This window comes from Acidihalobacter prosperus (assembly GCF_000754095.2).
Lineage (GTDB): Bacteria > Pseudomonadota > Gammaproteobacteria > DSM-5130 > Acidihalobacteraceae > Acidihalobacter > Acidihalobacter prosperus.
The window spans coordinates 541,653-557,445 of the sequence record NZ_JQSG02000003.1; the positions used below are offsets into that span (position 1 = coordinate 541,653).

The window sequence follows — 15,793 nt, forward strand, 5'->3', positions numbered from 1 at the left end:
CTCCTGTGGGGCCATGCAGCCATGGCGGCATGCGGGTCGCGGGGCGGCTCGCGGCATTCCGCTCATCACGGACGTCGCGCGCATTGCCCCGGATGGCGGGGCGGGACCGCGCGCGGCGGGCGCCCTTTATAGCCGTGTGGAAACCGAGATACAAGCCCTTGCCTCAAGCGTAGGGTTCTTCCTCCCTCGGCTCGACCAGAAACAGGCCCGGTTGCCCAAGAGCGCCGACGCGGTAGAGCGTATGCGCGAGCGTCTGGGGCGCATGCACCAGGGTCACGTCGGCCCCGCCTGACACCAGCGAGCGCACGGCTTCGAGCATGCCGATCACCGCGCCGGCATCGAGCAGATCCAGCGTGGCGAGCTCCAGTCGGCATACGGCGGCGCTGCCGGCCAGCACCTGCAGGCGCGCGCGCAGCGACGGCACGCCAGCGGCATCGAGTTCGCCACAAAGCGCGATCGTGCCGTCGGCTTCACGCCGCAGCACAAACTCCGCTGGCGCCGTCAAGACGCGAGGTCCACCACCATGCGCCCGCGGATACGGCCTGCCAGCACCTGCTCGAAAACTTCGTCCAGACCCTCCAGGCCTACCGTGCCGGCCACCATTCTCGCCAGATGCCGCGGCTTTAGATCGTCGGCCAGACGCGCCCATACCGCGCGCCGCAGGGCCGGCGCGCAGTCGACCGAATGGATGCCCAGCAGGCTGACCCCGCGCAGGATGAAGGGCAGTACGGTGGTCTGGAGTTCGGTGCCTGCGGCCAGGCCCACGGCGGCGATATTGCCGTAGGGCCGCACGCTGCGCGTCAGCCATGCAAGGATTTCGCCACCGACGGCGTCCACGGCGCCGCCCCACTGGGCCGACTCCAGTGGACGATCGCCGAGCGTCAGTTCGCGGCGATCGAGCACCTGCGCCGCACCCAGCGCCTGCAGATAGGCCGCCGCCTCCGGCTTGCCGGTCAGGGCATGCACTTCGTAGCCGAGTCCCGCCAGCAGGTCGACCGCGAAACCGCCGACCCCGCCGGTCGCCCCGGTCACCAGAATCGGCCCCATGTCCGGATGCTGATGGTTGTCCTGCAGGCGCATCACCGCCAGCGCCGCGCTGAAGCCGGCGGTGCCGATGGCCATGGCTTCGTATTCGTCGATTCCCTCGGGCAGCGGCACCACGCAATCGGCCGGGACCCGCACATAGTCCGCATAGCCGCCATCGCGCGTTTCCGACAGTCCGCAGCCGGTGATCAGCACACGGTCGCCTGGCGCGAAGGCGGTGTCGGTCGAACTCTCCACGCGGCCGGCGACATCGATGCCGCCGACCAGCGGAAAACGCCGCAGGATGCGACCGCGCCCGGTACCCGCCAGGGCATCCTTGTAGTTGACCCCGGAATAGCGGGCGCGGACGACAACCTCGCCCGGATTGAGATCGCCCAGGGTCAACGATTCGACGCCGGCGCGCACGCTGCCGTCCTCAGCGCGGTGAATGCGATAGGCCCGGAATGCGGTCATGCGATTCTCCTCTGCGTTGCGAGCGGCGCGCCGGCGTCGACCGTCAGAAGCGGTAGTTCGCCTGTGCGCCGATCATGTTGACGTGGCCACGGTATTGGCCGGTAAGGGTGTTGCGATAGCTGCCTTCGGTGGTGTTGTCGATGGGCACGTTGCGGAACAGGATGTAGGTGTAACCGAGATCCCAGCTCAGCTGCGGGCTGACGCGGTAGCCCATGCCCAGCGACACCCAGGTGCGGTCGCTGCCGGGCAGTCGCGCGGTGCGGTGCTGCGCATCGGGTACCGGCGTTTGGTCGAAGGCCAGTCCGCCGCGCCAGGTCAGACGCTCGTTCTGCGCGAAGCTCAGGCCGAGCGCATAACGCAGGGTATTGCGCCAGTTCTCCGTCGTGACCAGATCCGGCTGGCCGTTGCCCTTGACCACCCGCAGACTGGAGAAACGGCTCCACTGGGTCCAGGTCAGATCGCCGCTCAGCGTCCAGCGCCGGTCGAGGCGTTGCGTCAGGCCCAGCGAGGCCGTTGCCGGCAGGTCCAGCGCAGCCGATGCGCTGGTGTCGGCCAACTGTGGGTTGCCGGCCAGCAGGGCGGGGATATGACTGTAGGTCACCTGCCCCTTGAGCTTGTGGTCGACCGCCGCGCGATAGCTCAGGCCCAGCCGCGTGGCCGGGGTGAGATCGTAGATCAGGCCGACGTTCCAACCGAAGGCCCAATCGTGTCCCTTGACCTGCGCCAGGCCGTCCGCCTGCGGGTTGCCGGGTGTCAGTCCGTAGGCGTTGCAGGTGGCGAATCCGCCCGGCACTTGGCCCTGTGCCGCCGCGCCGTAGCACAGCGAGCCGCTGTCGACGGCGCTGCTGAGGTTGGCATTGGCGTACTGAGCGTTGAGGCCGGCACCGATGCTCAGGGTCGGACTGACGCGGTAGGACAGCGCCGGATTCAGATTGATCACCTGCACCTCGCTGGTCAGCGCATGGTAGCGGCCGATCCAGCCGTCCTGATACTGCGTTGCCAGCCCGTACGGCACGCTGAACCCGAAACCGATGCGGGTGCGCGCATCCAGCGCATGGCTCAGATACAGATTCGGCACCCATGCCTGCTCGCCAGCATTGCCGCCGTTGTTGCCGTTGGTGATATTGCCGATGCCCGCCACGCTGGACCGGCCGTCGCTGAAGCGGATGGTCGGCGCGATGTCGATCAGGCCCGCGCTCAGCTGCGTACCCTGCAGGTCGGCCATGGCCGCCGGATTGAAATACAACCCGCTGGCCTCGCCGTTGCCGGTCGTGGCGCCGGCATAGGCGTCGCCGAGGCCGGTGGCATTCTGTTCGGTAATCGCAAACCCGGCAGCCAGGCCGCTCAACGGCAGTACGAGCGCGGCCGCGCCCAGCAGGATGCGCGCGCGCGCACGAATGGCATGTTGCATCGGTCTTCCCCCTATTGATCAGGTTGTTTTGGTAACTTGGAATCTCATCCGGCCGATTTCGGAACCGGACGCGGTTTGCCCTGCTCGTCGATGGCGACGTAGGTCAACTCCGCCTCGCAGACGTGTATGAATTCCGGCGGCGACAGCCGGCGGTGCACATACACCTCGACCGCGACCCGGATCGAGGTGCGCCCGACGCTCTCGACGCGGGCGTAAAGGCTCACCAGATCGCCGACCTTGACGGGCTTGAGGAACACCAGGCGCTGTACAGCGACCGTGACCACCCGCCCCTGCGCCAGCGCCACCGCCGGGATACTGCCGGCGATGTCGACCTGCGACATGATCCAGCCGCCGAAGATATCGCCGCCGGCATTGATGTCCGCGGGCCGTGCCGGCACGCGCAGGACGGGTTCATCGCCCGCCAGAAGTTCATGGCCGTCAGGCATCGCCGTTTCCCTCGTAAAGGCGTGTGAGATCGCGCTCGTGCAGCGTGAGTATGCGTTTGCGCTTGAGCTTCTGCGTCGGGGTCATCAGACCCGCTTCCAGGGTCCAGGGTTCAAGTCTGGCCGACAGCCGCCGGATCTGGGCATAGCCCGGGAAGTCATGCAGGGCGCGCCCGATACGCTGCAGCAGGCGACGCTCCACGAAGCGGTCGAGCAGCGCGTCGGGATCCGCTGGATCGACGTCGCACTCGGCGGCGAAGGCCGGCCAGGCTTCCGCGTTGAGCACCACCAGCGCCGAGAGGTACGGACGGCCCTCGCCGGCCACCACCACCTGGTCGAACAGTTCGTCCAGGCCGATGGCGGTCTCCATCTCCGAGGGCGGCACCTTCTCGCCGTTGTTGAGCACGATGATGTCCTTGATGCGTCCGGTAATGTACAGCCGACCGGCCTCGTCCTGACGCACCTGGTCGCCGGTACGCAGCCAGCCATCCGCATCCAGCACGGCGCGCGTCGCGGTCTCGTCCTGCCAGTAGCCGCGCATCACGTTGGGGCCGCGCAGCTGCAGTTCGCTGCCCGCGCCGATACGCACCTCGATACCCTTGAGCGGCGCGCCGATGCTGTCGAAACGGTTGTCCGCCGGGCGGTTGACGCTGACCACCGGGCTGGCCTCGGTCAAGCCGTAGCCCTGCAACACAGGCATGCCCAGAGCCGAAAACTCCCGCGCCAGCTGCGGCGACAACGGCGCGCCGCCGCAGACGGCGAAACGCAGTCGACCGCCGAGCTGCGCGCGGATCCTCGCGGCGACCAACCGGTCGAGCAACGGCCACAACGCCTGCGTGGGCCGCCAGGCGGCCTGACCCAGTCCGCGCAGATAACGGCGCGCGCCGACCTTGACGGTCAGCTCGAAAAGACTTCGCGACAGCGCGGATTTGCGCGACAGCCCCTTGGCGATGCGCGCATGCAGGCGCTCGTACACGCGCGGCACCGAAATCAGCACGGTGGGCCGCACCGCGCGCAGATCCTCGCCGAGCTGCTGCACCGAGCGAGCGTAGGCGACGCGGGCACCGTAGAACATCGGGAAATAGTAGCCGCCGGTGCGTTCGAGCGTGTGCGACAGCGGCAGGAAGGACAGAAACACGTCGTCGGCGGTCAATGGCTCCACGTCGCACACCGCCCAGGCGTTGCCGAGCAGATTGCCGTGCGTGAGCATCACGCCCTTGGGGCGGCCCGCCGTGCCGGAGGTGTAAACGACGCTGGCGAGGGTATCGGCATCCGCCTCCAGGCGCTGCGGCTCACCGTGGCAGCCGAAACTCCACTCCGCGAAGGATTCGAGATGCCGGTCGCGCGCGCCGTCCTCGATCTCGATGTTGGCCAGACTGACGATGCGCCGGAGCGAATCGAATCCGGCCTTGACCTCCTGCAGGCGACGCCACTGGCGTCGGCCGTTCACCACCAGCAGACGCGCCTCGGTTTCCTCGACGATATGAGCGACGTTGTCGGGCCGGTCGTCGGTATACAGCGGCACCGTCACCAGCCCCAGCCCGAGCGCGGCCTGATCGAGCACCACCCACTCGCGCGCATTGCGCAGCATCACCGCGACGCGGTCGCCGGGCTGCAGCCCCTCGCGGCGCATCGCCGCTTGCCAGCGGCCCACTTCCAGCGCCATCTCCCGCCAGGTGGTGTCCACCCAGCGCTGGCTGCCCGCGTCGAAGTGGGTATAGGCCACCCGCTCCGGCGTGCGACGCACGCGCTCGTGGAACAGTCCGCTGAGATTGCCGGCCTCCTCCAGCCGGATCAGGTCTGTTTGCAAGACCATGCCTGTATCCTTATGCCTGCCGCCTCTGGCCAGCGCCGCTGTCCGCCGGACGGTGTTAGAGTATCTGTCGCCCCACCGCCCCCAGGCGGCCGGACCCAAGTGTAACAGTCCCGTCATAGGGCGCTCACCCCGACATGAAAACCCTCGCCCTGTTCAATCTCAAAGGCGGCGTCGGCAAGACCGTTTCAGCGGTCAATCTCGCCGCGCTCGCCGCCGCCAGCGGCTTCAAGACCCTGCTCTGGGATCTCGATCCGCAGGGTGCGGCGGCCTGGTATCTCGGCGTCGACATGGACGAGACCGGCGGCATGAAACGCCTTGCGCGCGGCAGGACGCCGATCGGCGAATTGATCAGGCACACCGGGGTAGCGCGCCTGGACCTGCTCGCCGGCGGCCTCTCCAGCCTGCATCTGGAGGCCGCCCAGGCCGATCACGGCGCCCTGCTGGCACGCCTGTCGGCCCCCCTGGCGGAAGACTACCACCTGCTGATCTACGACTGCCCCGCGGGGCTGCAGGCCGTCAACGAGGCGGCGCTCGCGCACGCCGACGTGATCGCCATGCCGATGATTCCCACCACGCTGTCGGTGCATGCCTATGAGGTGCTGGTGCGATATCTGGCCAAGCGCCGGCTCACCGGACTGCGGTTGTATCCCTTCCTGACCCAGGTGGATCGCCGACGCCGGCTACACCGCGAACTCGTCGCGGCGCTGCCGGCGCAGATCCGCACGCTGCTGCACACCGCCATTCCCTACGCCTCGGCCGTCGAGCAGATGGGGCCGCGGCGGCTGCCACTGCCGCTGTTCGCGCCGCGCACGCCGCCTGCGTTGGCCTACGCGGCCCTGTGGCAGGCGCTTGCCGGACTGCTGCGCCTGCACGGCGACGGCTAGGGTCTGTTCGCGCTAAGAATTGGCGTGCTGCAGAGTCGCTTTTCGTGGCAGGCCAGGTGCCGCGCGCGGCGTGGCCGGTCACATGAGCGCGCGGCAACACCGCGAAACATGAATAGCGGCCCGACCTTGCGGTTTTTCAGTCACATCGGCACGCCACCCCATCGGGTGACCAGGCCCTAGAAACCGCCGCGCGCCAACCACAGGCGTGCGCGCAAGCCCCAGCTCGAGGTCAGACCGACCAGCCGGAAGCGAATCTGGCCCGCCGGGCCGATCACGAATCCCGCAGGCACGGCAACCACGCCCCAGCGGCGCGACATCGCGCCCTGCGGATCGGCGATGACCGTGAAATCGAGATGCCGTTCGCGCATGAAGGCCCGGATTTTGGCGGCATCGCCCGAATCCATGGCCACGGTCACCACCGCCCAGTCGCGCGACAGCGCCTGCAGGGTGCTCAGCTCGGTACGGCAGATCGGGCACCAGGTGCCCCAGAACATCACCAGCACCGGGCGGCCATGCAGGGCATCGAGGCTGACGGGGCTGCCGTCGATCGCGTGCGCGGCCAGTGCCGGCGCCGAGCCGCTCGCAAGGTGACGTGTCTGCCACAGCGATACCGCGGCGTATACGACCAACAGGATGGCGGCGTCGCGCCCCAGCCTCAGCCAGGTCCGGCGACCGGGGCGCAGACGCCTCAGCCAAGCCGACACGGGCACCTCAGCGGATCACCTCGGCCTGCCCGGGACGTGCGGCAAGCCGCCGACGCTTGGGGCCCTTGCCGGCGGCCTTGCGTACCAGTGGGTCCTCGTCTCCCAGCAGGCGCTCGCGCTGCGCCTCGGTCAGCAATACGTTGCGGGCGATGAAATAGCGCAGATTGGGGTCGCGGTCCTCGACGCAGCGTGCCACCTGCTCGGGCGTCAGATCCTCGCGCCGTGCGCAGGTGATGCGCACGGTCTGGTCAGGATCCTCGATCAGCAGGGCGACTTCGTCCGGGCATAGATCCGCGCGTCGCCCGAAATAGATCTTGACCAGGCTCCATTGGTCGCGCACCAGATGCGGACGAAACCCCGCGTCGAGATCCGCCGCCAGCGCCAACGCCTTGCGTTCCTCGATCGACAGGGCCCGGTAGGCCGCCGTATAGTCCATTTTTCTGTCCTTCCCGACGAAAGGCGTCAAATTACCGCCTGAGTCGCCGGACGCCAAGCCCCGCGGGGATGCCGCACTGCAATCGCTGGGTTACACTCGTGATTACGCACAGCCGTGAGAATCGTTCACGCATGAGTCTGGCCGAAGCCATTCCCGAGATTCCCCGCATCGTCGTGCCGCGAACAGCGGGCGTGATCGCGCTGGACCCCCCGTTGACCGGACCGGCGCGCGATCAGGCCATGGCGCGCATCAAGCATCTGCTGCGCGAACGCGACGCGGTGCTGGTGGCGCATTACTACGTCGACGAAGCCCTGCAGCGCATCGCCGAGGAAACCGGCGGCACCGTCTCCGATTCCCTCGACATGGCGCGTTTTGGTCATGAGCACCCGGCCAGCACCATCGTGGTCGCCGGCGTCCGCTTCATGGGCGAAACCGCGAAAATCCTCAATCCCGAAAAGCGCGTGCTGATACCTTCGCTCGAGGCCGAATGCTCGCTCGATCTGGAATGTCCGGCGGATGATTTCATTCCCTTCTGCGATGCCCACCCGGAACGCACGGTGGTGGTCTATTCCAATACCAGCGCGGCGGTGAAGGCCCGTGCCGACTACGTGGTCACCTCGAGCATCGCGGTCAAGCTGGTAGCGCATCTGCACCGCCAGGGGAAAAAGATCATCTGGGCCCCCGACAAACACCTGGGCGCCTACGTGCAGGCGCAGACGGGGGCCGACATGCTGATGTGGAACGGGTCGTGCGTGGTGCATGACGAATTCCGCGCCCAGGCCCTGGAACAGCTCAAGGCCCGGCACCCCGAGGCCGCCGTTCTGGTCCATCCGGAATCGCCGGCATCGGTGATCGCGCTGGCCGACGCGGTCGGCTCGACCACTCAGCTGATCGACGCGGCCCGCACCCTGCCCAACCCGGCCTTCATCGTCGCCACCGACAACCGCATCTTCCACAAGATGCGTCAGGCCGCGCCCGGCAAGACCCTGATCGAGGCACCAACCGGCGGACACGGCGCCACCTGCCGCAGCTGCGCGCACTGTCCGTGGATGGCGATGAACTCGCTGCGCGCGCTGCTCAAGACACTGGAAACCGGGGAGGGGGAAATTCACGTGGAGGAGAAGACCCGCGTCAAGGCGCAACAGGCCACCCAGCGCATGCTGGACTTCGCCGCCGAGCTCAGGCGCGAAGTCATGGGCCTTGGCGACGCATGAAGCCCGCATGAGCGCCACCTCGCAACGCGGCACGCCGGCCATCACCCTGGAGGTGCTGCGCAAGCTGGTGCAGGATCTGCCGCCGGCCGAGATCGCCCGCCTGCCGGTCGAGAAGCTCCCCGACCACATCCCCGAGGACCTCGTCGAAGAAGCACCCTACTACTCGCGCAACGCCATCGAAGGCCTGATCATGGAGGCCAACGCCTACCATCTTTCGCTGCGCGTCCGCCTGCAGGAAGCGATCGGCGACGACGCGATCACGGCTCTCGACCGTTCGCGCCACGCCGGCACCACGGCCAACATCCGCGTGTTCCGCAACAAACTGCTCGAACTCATCTCGCTGCGCCAGGACATCGCCCGCGGCGAGCGCCGCGCCGACTTCGTGCTGCTGGGCGCCAACATCAAGCGCATGAACGATCTGCTGATCGACGTGCGTGCCGAGCTGATCGAAACCATCCGCGCCCGCGAGCTGTTGCGCGAGCGCATGCCTCGCGATGAACGCCTCCAACCGCCCGTTCGGCAGGCCTGCGACCGCCTGGATCACGCGATCAACGGCATCAATCAGCTGCTCGGCCAGTTCTTCACCCTGCGCCTGCAGCTGACCCGGCTGGAAATGTCGCGCAAGCGCGCCCTGGTCGAATCGCTGCAGGAAAAGCGCGAAACCATCCGCCTCGAACTACAGCAGCTGTCCAAGGAACTGCAGGCCACCGGCGGCCTGCTTCAGCGCACACTGCAGCGGCGCAAGACCCAGGAGCAGCAGAGCGAGCTGCAGACCCGCATCATTCAGCTGGCGGCCGAACTCAAGAGCGCGGACGTCCCCATTTCCGAAACCGACCTGACCAACTGGCTCGATACCATCGTCGACGCCAGCCTGCACCCGCAGGCGCGCGAATTCGTGCGCGAACTGCTCAGCCAGGCCCGCACCGCGCTGTATTACCTGCTCAACCAGTACTGCATGATGCAGGAACATTCCGCCCGCCAGATCGCCAGCAATCCGTTCCTGCAGGTCGACCCGCAGGGCGCCATCCGCTACGTGCTCAAGTCGGAGGAATTCATCCTGCTGTACTTCGCGCGCAAGCGCGAGCAGGCCACCGCCTGGCTGAGCAACGCGGCGCTGATCCGCATGGAAGACCTCGACGAACTCGAGAAAGACCTCGTGCAGGCGCTGCGCCGCAGCGCCCGTCTGATCGGCTGACCTCCGGCGCCAGCGACCGCGCGGTCTAAAGGCCGCGCAGCAATTCGCCCCCCAGCCACGCCGCCCACTGCGCATGCAGCGAAACATCCACGCCGGCTTCGCGCGCGCGCGTCTGCAGATACCCCTGCAGCTCCTCCAGCAGCACCGAATCCATCAGTTCCGGATTTTCTGGCAAGGCCGCGTGCAGGGTGCGGTAGATCAGCTTCAGCTCGTCCAGGGGATATCGTTCCAGGTGATTCACGCGCTACTCCATTGACCATCGGACGAGACATTGTCCGCCCTGGAAGTGCTTGTGCCAATAAGTAGGGCATGTATAATTAGGAAGCTAATAATTAACCCCATGCAGACATCGCCATGAACGACTCCCATGAACAATTCGGCGGCCAACTCTCGGAAACGGCGCGCGTCTGGCGCAACAAGCTAGACCAGCGTCTGCGGCCGCTGGGGCTTAGCCAGGCCAAATGGATGGCCATTCTCTATCTCTCCAAGCAAGGCGACGGACTGATGCAGCGGGAGCTGGCCAATCTGCTCGGCATCGAGGGCGCATCGTTGGTCGGCCTGCTGGACCGAATGGCGCACGACGGCTGGATCGAGCGCCGCGAGCATCCCGAGGACCGCCGCTGCAAGTCGGTCCATCTGACCGAGCAGGCGCATGCCGTGTCGCGCGAGATCAAGGCGGTCGCCGGCGCGCTGCGACGTGAACTGCTCGACGGACTCAGCCCCGATGAAATCCAGTGCTGCACCCGCGTGTTGGCCCACATCAAGCAGCGTGCCAACCAGATCTGATCATCCCGCAAACATGATATCGAGGACTTCATGAAGCGCAGCCTGAAGATCGCCGCCAGTGTGATCGTCTTTGCCGGATTCACCGTCGCCGGCTATACCTACTGGCATCACCGGGAGTACTACCCGAGCACCGACGATGCCTACGTGGGCGCGCACGTTATCCGCGTGGCGCCGCGCGTGTCCGGCCGGATCGTCGCCGTTGACGTACACGATCATCAGCGGGTGACGGCTGGCGAGACGCTGTATCGCATCGACCCGACCACCTTTGCGCTGCAGGTCAAAGAGGCCAGGGCCCGGCTTGAGCTGGCAAAGCAGCATGTCGCCGCCCTCCAGGCCGCAGTGAGCGCGGCGCGGGCCGACGTCAGCCAGGCCGAGGTACGCTTGGCCAACGCCGAATCCAGGGCCAGGCGCCAGCAGGCACTCGCCAAGCGCGGCTACACCAACACCCAGGCCGTAGAGGACGCGACCGATGCCGCGCGTGCGGCACGCGCCGCGCTCGCAGTGGCACAGGCCAACCTGCAGCAGGCATTGGCGCAACAAGGCCCCAGCGGTCATGCCAACGGGGAAATCCGCTCCGCAGAGGCGGCGCTCGGCATCGCCGAATCCAATCTCTCGGACACCACGGTCAAGGCCGCCTGCGACGGTACGCTGTCGCAGCTGAGCCTGCGCCCCGGTGATTCGGTCACGCTCGGGCAACCCAATTTCGTCCTGGTCTGCGGCCGTCACTGGTGGGTGGATGCCAATTACAAGGAAACCGATCTCGCACGCATCCACCCCGGCCAGTCGGCCACGGTGACCGTCGACATGTACCCGGACCACTCCTTCCACGGCAGAGTGGTCAGCATCAATCCCGCCAGTGGCGCGGCCTTCTCGCTGCTGCCGCCGGAAAACGCCACCGGCAACTGGGTGAAGGTCACGCAGCGGGTACCGGTACGCGTCGAGATTCTCGACACCGACCCCCGCTACCCGCTGCGGGTGGGCACCTCCGCCGAGGTCACCGTCGACACCGTCGACAAACCCGCCGCCGGAACAGGCCGCGCCTCGCCGTGAGCGCAGTGCAGACCGGCCCGCGCGAGCGGCTGCTCATCACCATTGCGGTGATGTCGGCCACCATCATGCAGGTGCTGGACACGACCATCGTCAACGTGGCCCTGCCGCATATGCAGGGTCAGCTCAGCGCCACCCGCGACCAGATTTCCTGGGTGCTGACCAGCTATCTCGTCGCCTCCGGCATCTTCATGCCACTGACCGGTTATTTCACCGACCGGCTCGGCCAAAAGCGCTATCTCATGCTCAGCGTGGCCGGCTTCGTGGTCAGCTCGGCTCTCTGTGGACTGTCGACCAATGTCGCCGAAATCGTGATCTTCCGACTCGCGCAGGGCGTGTTCGGCGCCGCGCTGGTACCACTGTCGCAGTCTCTGATGGTGAACACCTACCCGCTGGAACAGCGCGGCCGCGCGATGGCGATCTGGGGCATGGGCGTGATGATCGGCCCGATCCTCGGACCCACCCTCGGCGGCTACCTCACCGAGGTGCTGAGCTGGCGCTGGACCTTCTACATCAATGTGCCGGTCGGCATGCTCTCGCTACTGCTCGCCTGGCGCGTGGTGCCCGATACCGAACGGCGCGAACGGCGAATGGACTGGACCGGGTTCCTGCTCATGGGCCTGGCGATCGGCACGGTGCAGTACGTGCTCGACCGCGGCAACGAGGACGCCTGGTTTTCCTCGAACACCATCACGCTGCTTTCGGCCATCGCTGTCGTGAGCTTCATCGCCTTCATCGTGCACGCGGTACGAGCGGGCGATCACGCGATCTTCCGGCTCGGCATCTTCCGCGACCGCAATTTCACCACCGCCAGCCTGTTGATCGCCGTGTTCGGACTCGGCCTTTACGGCACCGCCCTGGTGCAACCGCTGATGCTGGAGGGACTGCTCAGCTACCCGGCGCTGACCACCGGCCTGGTCATGGCCCCGCGCGGCCTCGCCAGCATGTTCAGCATGATGCTGGTCGGCCGGCTGATCGGCCGCATCGACCCGCGCATCCTGATCGCGACGGGCATCGTGCTGGCGAGCACCGGCGCCTGGGCGATGACGCTCTACAGCCTGGACATCGACATCTACTGGTCGGTCTGGCCAATCGTGCTGCAAGGACTCGGCATGGGTCTCATATTCGTTCCCATGTCCACCGTCGCCTTCTCGTCGCTGCCGCCACGCGATTCGGCCGAGGCCGCCGGACTGTTCAGCCTGTTGCGCACCATCGGTTCGTCCATCGGCATCTCCATCGTCTCCACGGTACTGACGCGCCACACCCAGATGGCCTGGAATCAACTCGGCGGTCATATCACCGACATGAACCCCGCCGTCGATGACTACCTGCGCGGCCTGGGCATGGGCGTACACTCGCCTGCCGCACCCCAGCTCCTCGGTCAGCTGCTGCACCGTCAAGCCGACATGGTGGGTTTTCTCGACGCCTTTTTACTGATCACCTGGGGATTCCTGATCATGTTGCCGCTGGTATTGCTGATGCGCCGCGTCGATCTCGGCCGACGTGCGCCCGGCCGCTGATCCGGGCCTGCCCGCCGCATCGACTATCCTCCGGGAATGGGGCAGAATTTCGCCACCGTGCCGGGTGCTGCGTACCGGCTCGACATGACTGACAGGGGAAACGTCATGTACCACACCATTCTGCTCGCCTACGACGGCACCCGCGAATGCCGCATCGCATTGCGCCAGGGCGCCGACCTTGCCGTACTCTGCGGCGCGAGCGTCGTCCTGCTCTCGGTGATGCCCATGTCGCTCGGCCTCTCCGTCGGCGAGGGCTTCAATGCCGGCGAGATACTCAATGCCGACCATGAGCGCTATCAGGCGATTCTCAACGAAGGCGTGACCCGGCTGCATCAGCGTGGGCTCAATGCGCATGGGCGTCTAGTGCTTGGCGACCCCGTGGATCAGGTGGTCAGCGTGGCGCGCGAAATAGAGGCCGATCTCGTGGTGCTCGGCCACAGTCGCCGCACCACGCTCACGCGCTGGTGGCGCTCCTCGCTGGGTGCCTCGCTGCTCGACGAACTCGAATGCAGCATTCTTGTCGCCCAGCACCCCGGCGAGGCGCACGCGCCAGCCGAGGTGGACGTCGCCTGATGCCTTATAAACGCCCCGCCCGCGTGCTGTTCGTGGCCACCGACACGGCCGCCGCGGATATCGGCGCCCGCGCGGCACGCCTCGGCGCTGGCTGGATCGAGCCGCGCGCCGCGCTCGCCCCGCCGCAGGCCACGGCGCTGGCCTGGGCGGACCTCGTGGTGAGTCTCGATCAGGACGCGCGCGACACGTTGCCGCCACTGCCGCCCATCGCGCGCCACGTCCACTGGCCACCCGCGAGCGCAACCGAACGCGAGCAGCGGATCCGCGGCATGCTCGGCGGCCTGCGCCTGCTCTCGCGGATCGAGGAGGACACGGCATGAGCGCCATCGTCGGCCCGCATAGCCGCGTGCGCCTGCACTACGCAATCACGCTCGAAGACGGCACGGTGGCCGACGCCACCGTGGGCGACGAACCGGTGGAAGTGACGCTCGGCACAGGCGCCCTGCATCCCAACCTGGAGAAACTGCTGATCGGGCGCTCGGTCGGCAGCAGCGACGTGGTGATGCTGCCGCCGGAACGCGGCTTCGGCGCGCGCGACGCGGCGCTGGTGAAGACGCTGCCGCGTCACGAATTTCCGGCGGACATGGCCGTCGCGCCGGGCGACATCATCGGCTTCACCACGCCCGGCGGCGACGAATTGCCCGGCGCCGTGGTCGAAATCGACGAGGCTGCCGTCACCGTCGATTTCAATCATCCCTTTGCCGGCCACGTGCTCACCGTCGGACTGCAGATCCTCGCCGTCGACGGGGCCGTCGACGGTACGCCCCCATCCGGCACGGGGTGACTGCACACGGCGGCTGCGGTAACGTAGACGCCCCAACCGAACCTTCATTCAGCCGGGAATACGTCATGGACATCCTGCTCGCCAATCCGCGCGGCTTCTGTGCCGGAGTGGACCGCGCCATCGACATCGTAGAGCGCGCCCTGACCTGCTTCGGCGCCCCCATCTACGTGCGTCACGAGGTGGTGCACAACCGCTTCGTGGTCGACGGGCTGCGCGCCAAGGGTGCGGTCTTCGTGGAGGAACTCGACGAGGTGCCGGACGGCGCGACCGTGATCTTCAGCGCCCACGGCGTCTCGCAGGCGGTGCGTCGCAACGCGGAAGCGCGCGATCTCACGGTGTTCGACGCGACCTGCCCGCTGGTAACCAAGGTGCACATCGAGGTCGCGCGGTTTTCCCGCGAAGGCCGCGAGGTGATCCTGATCGGGCACGCCGGACACCCCGAGGTCGTGGGCACCATGGGTCAGTTCGATACCCGTGCGGGTGGCCGGATGTATCTGGTCGAATCGCCGGATGACGTCGCCGCGCTGGACATCCGCGACCCCGAGCATCTCGCCTTCGTGACCCAGACCACGCTGTCGGTGGACGACACCAGCGCGGTGATCGACGCCCTGCGCGCGCGTTTCCCGGCCATCGAGGGGCCACGGCGCGACGACATCTGCTATGCCACCCAGAATCGCCAGGACGCCGTGCGTCAGCTGAGCGACGACTGCGATCTGATACTGGTGGTCGGCTCGCCCAACAGCTCCAACTCCAACCGCCTGCGCGAGCTTGCCGCCAAGGCCGGCATCCCGGCCCACCTCATCGACGGCGCCGACGACATCCGCCGCGAATGGCTGGAAGACCGCAAGCGCATCGGCATCACCGCCGGTGCCTCGGCGCCGGAGAAACTGGTGCGCGACGTGATCGCCCAGTTGCTCGCCTGGGGCGCCAACGGCGTAACGGAACTTAGCGGACGCGAGGAGAAAATCACCTTCAGCCTGCCGGCCGCGCTGCGCGAGGCCGGCGGCTGAAGCCGCGGCTTACTTGCCCCAGCACTGGCTGGCGGTGGCCGTAGCGCTCGTGACGCCTTTCTGCCCGAGCGCGTTGAGCGTGAATACCCCGCAGGCATCCTGACTCTGCCCACTCTGTTGAGTCGGGGTCGCGGTCAGTGTGTAAGTGTCGCCGGTGGTATCGGTCCCGTAACGGATATCGTAATAGGGGCTAGCCGCATTCGGTACCGGATAGATCGTTGCCGTATAACCCAGCGACGTCAGGCTTTGGGGGTAGATATTGTTGGTGCTGTAATACTTTTCCAACTGGCTGGCGACATTCAGCAAGTTGGTGATCGCCGTGGTGCGCCGGGAATCGCGCACCTCCTTGAGATAGCTGGGATAGGCGATCGCGGCGATGATCGCCACGATCGCCACCGCGACCATCAGCTCGATCAACGTGAAACCGCCCTGTCCGACCCCGTCGGCGGCCGTACGCCCTCGTTGCATCGTCT

Annotated in this window: 19 protein-coding genes; 10 read left to right on the top strand and 9 right to left on the bottom strand. The window is 67.0% G+C overall.

Annotated elements, in window-relative coordinates; translation table 11 throughout:
• Positions 1-163: 163 nt before the first annotated feature.
• Genes THPRO_RS09245 through THPRO_RS09265 form a run of 5 tightly spaced genes read right to left on the bottom strand, consistent with a single transcriptional unit; the run spans position 164 to position 5,161 of the window.
• Positions 164-505, bottom strand: a complete 342-nt coding sequence (locus THPRO_RS09245; protein WP_038087872.1) for an STAS domain-containing protein — start codon at positions 503-505, stop codon at positions 164-166.
• The gene (locus tag THPRO_RS09250) at positions 502-1,497 is read right to left on the bottom strand and encodes an acrylyl-CoA reductase family protein (protein ID WP_038087869.1); all 996 of its coding nucleotides are present in this window, start codon (positions 1,495-1,497) and stop codon (positions 502-504) included. Before THPRO_RS09250 ends, THPRO_RS09245 begins: the two co-directional genes overlap by 4 nt.
• Positions 1,498-1,540: 43 nt before the next feature.
• Positions 1,541-2,908: an OmpP1/FadL family transporter gene (locus tag THPRO_RS09255; RefSeq protein ID WP_052064119.1), complete on the bottom strand. Its 1,368-nt coding sequence runs from the start codon at positions 2,906-2,908 to the stop codon at positions 1,541-1,543.
• Positions 2,909-2,952: 44 nt separating this feature from the next.
• The gene (locus THPRO_RS09260; protein ID WP_038087862.1) at positions 2,953-3,354 is read right to left on the bottom strand and encodes an acyl-CoA thioesterase; all 402 of its coding nucleotides are present in this window, start codon (positions 3,352-3,354) and stop codon (positions 2,953-2,955) included.
• Complete coding sequence (locus THPRO_RS09265; protein WP_407922448.1) at positions 3,347-5,161, bottom strand: AMP-dependent synthetase/ligase; 1,815 nt, start codon at positions 5,159-5,161, stop codon at positions 3,347-3,349. Before THPRO_RS09265 ends, THPRO_RS09260 begins: the two co-directional genes overlap by 8 nt.
• A 140-nt stretch (positions 5,162-5,301) precedes the next feature.
• Here THPRO_RS09265 and THPRO_RS09270 point away from each other — a divergent pair, with 140 nt between their 5' ends.
• Complete coding sequence (locus THPRO_RS09270; protein WP_038087855.1) at positions 5,302-6,051, top strand: ParA family protein; 750 nt, start codon at positions 5,302-5,304, stop codon at positions 6,049-6,051.
• 176 nt (positions 6,052-6,227) lie between these two features.
• Here the strand turns inward: THPRO_RS09270 and THPRO_RS09275 are convergent, their stop codons facing one another.
• On the bottom strand, positions 6,228-6,755 hold the full coding sequence (locus THPRO_RS09275) for a protein disulfide oxidoreductase (protein ID WP_161489961.1): 528 nt from the start codon (positions 6,753-6,755) through the stop codon (positions 6,228-6,230).
• A gap of 7 nt (positions 6,756-6,762) precedes the next feature.
• Entirely contained in the window at positions 6,763-7,191 is a 429-nt protein-coding gene (locus tag THPRO_RS09280) for a hypothetical protein (protein WP_038087851.1), read from the bottom strand.
• Between the two features lie 131 nt (positions 7,192-7,322).
• Between THPRO_RS09280 and nadA the strand changes: the two genes are divergently transcribed.
• Both nadA and THPRO_RS09290 read left to right on the top strand, forming a co-directional pair.
• A complete protein-coding gene (nadA, locus tag THPRO_RS09285) occupies positions 7,323-8,405 on the top strand; it encodes a quinolinate synthase NadA (protein WP_052064117.1) in 1,083 nt (360 codons plus the stop codon).
• A 7-nt stretch (positions 8,406-8,412) separates the two neighbouring features.
• Positions 8,413-9,600: a hypothetical protein gene (locus tag THPRO_RS09290; RefSeq protein ID WP_065089538.1), complete on the top strand. Its 1,188-nt coding sequence runs from the start codon at positions 8,413-8,415 to the stop codon at positions 9,598-9,600.
• Between the two features lie 25 nt (positions 9,601-9,625).
• On the opposite strand, the gene THPRO_RS09295 is transcribed toward THPRO_RS09290, so the two are convergent.
• Positions 9,626-9,841: a hypothetical protein gene (locus THPRO_RS09295; protein ID WP_038087847.1), complete on the bottom strand. Its 216-nt coding sequence runs from the start codon at positions 9,839-9,841 to the stop codon at positions 9,626-9,628.
• 113 nt (positions 9,842-9,954) lie between these two features.
• On the opposite strand from THPRO_RS09295, the gene THPRO_RS09300 reads away from it, so the two are divergent.
• The 7 genes from THPRO_RS09300 to ispH all read left to right on the top strand — a co-directional run bounded on the left by THPRO_RS09300 (position 9,955) and on the right by ispH (position 15,320).
• Positions 9,955-10,386: a MarR family winged helix-turn-helix transcriptional regulator gene (locus THPRO_RS09300; protein ID WP_038087843.1), complete on the top strand. Its 432-nt coding sequence runs from the start codon at positions 9,955-9,957 to the stop codon at positions 10,384-10,386.
• A 30-nt stretch (positions 10,387-10,416) separates the two neighbouring features.
• The gene (locus tag THPRO_RS09305; protein WP_038087841.1) at positions 10,417-11,436 is read left to right on the top strand and encodes an HlyD family secretion protein; all 1,020 of its coding nucleotides are present in this window, start codon (positions 10,417-10,419) and stop codon (positions 11,434-11,436) included.
• Positions 11,433-12,953 carry a DHA2 family efflux MFS transporter permease subunit gene (locus tag THPRO_RS09310; RefSeq protein ID WP_038087838.1) on the top strand — a complete coding sequence of 507 codons (1,521 nt, stop codon included), beginning with the start codon at positions 11,433-11,435 and terminating at the stop codon, positions 12,951-12,953. Before THPRO_RS09305 ends, THPRO_RS09310 begins: the two co-directional genes overlap by 4 nt.
• 105 nt (positions 12,954-13,058) lie before the next feature.
• A complete protein-coding gene (locus THPRO_RS09315; RefSeq protein WP_038088162.1) occupies positions 13,059-13,526 on the top strand; it encodes a universal stress protein in 468 nt (155 codons plus the stop codon).
• Positions 13,526-13,846: a low molecular weight phosphatase family protein gene (locus THPRO_RS09320; protein WP_038087834.1), complete on the top strand. Its 321-nt coding sequence runs from the start codon at positions 13,526-13,528 to the stop codon at positions 13,844-13,846. The genes THPRO_RS09315 and THPRO_RS09320 overlap by 1 nt, the downstream gene beginning before the upstream one ends.
• Positions 13,843-14,310: an FKBP-type peptidyl-prolyl cis-trans isomerase gene (locus tag THPRO_RS09325; RefSeq protein WP_038087830.1), complete on the top strand. Its 468-nt coding sequence runs from the start codon at positions 13,843-13,845 to the stop codon at positions 14,308-14,310. The genes THPRO_RS09320 and THPRO_RS09325 overlap by 4 nt, the downstream gene beginning before the upstream one ends.
• Before the next feature lie 65 nt (positions 14,311-14,375).
• A complete protein-coding gene (gene ispH / locus THPRO_RS09330; RefSeq protein ID WP_038087828.1) occupies positions 14,376-15,320 on the top strand; it encodes a 4-hydroxy-3-methylbut-2-enyl diphosphate reductase in 945 nt (314 codons plus the stop codon).
• A 9-nt stretch (positions 15,321-15,329) separates the two neighbouring features.
• Here the strand turns inward: ispH and THPRO_RS09335 are convergent, their stop codons facing one another.
• On the bottom strand, positions 15,330-15,788 hold the full coding sequence (locus THPRO_RS09335) for a type IV pilin protein (RefSeq protein ID WP_065089539.1): 459 nt from the start codon (positions 15,786-15,788) through the stop codon (positions 15,330-15,332).
• Between the last annotated feature and the right edge of the window lie 5 nt (positions 15,789-15,793).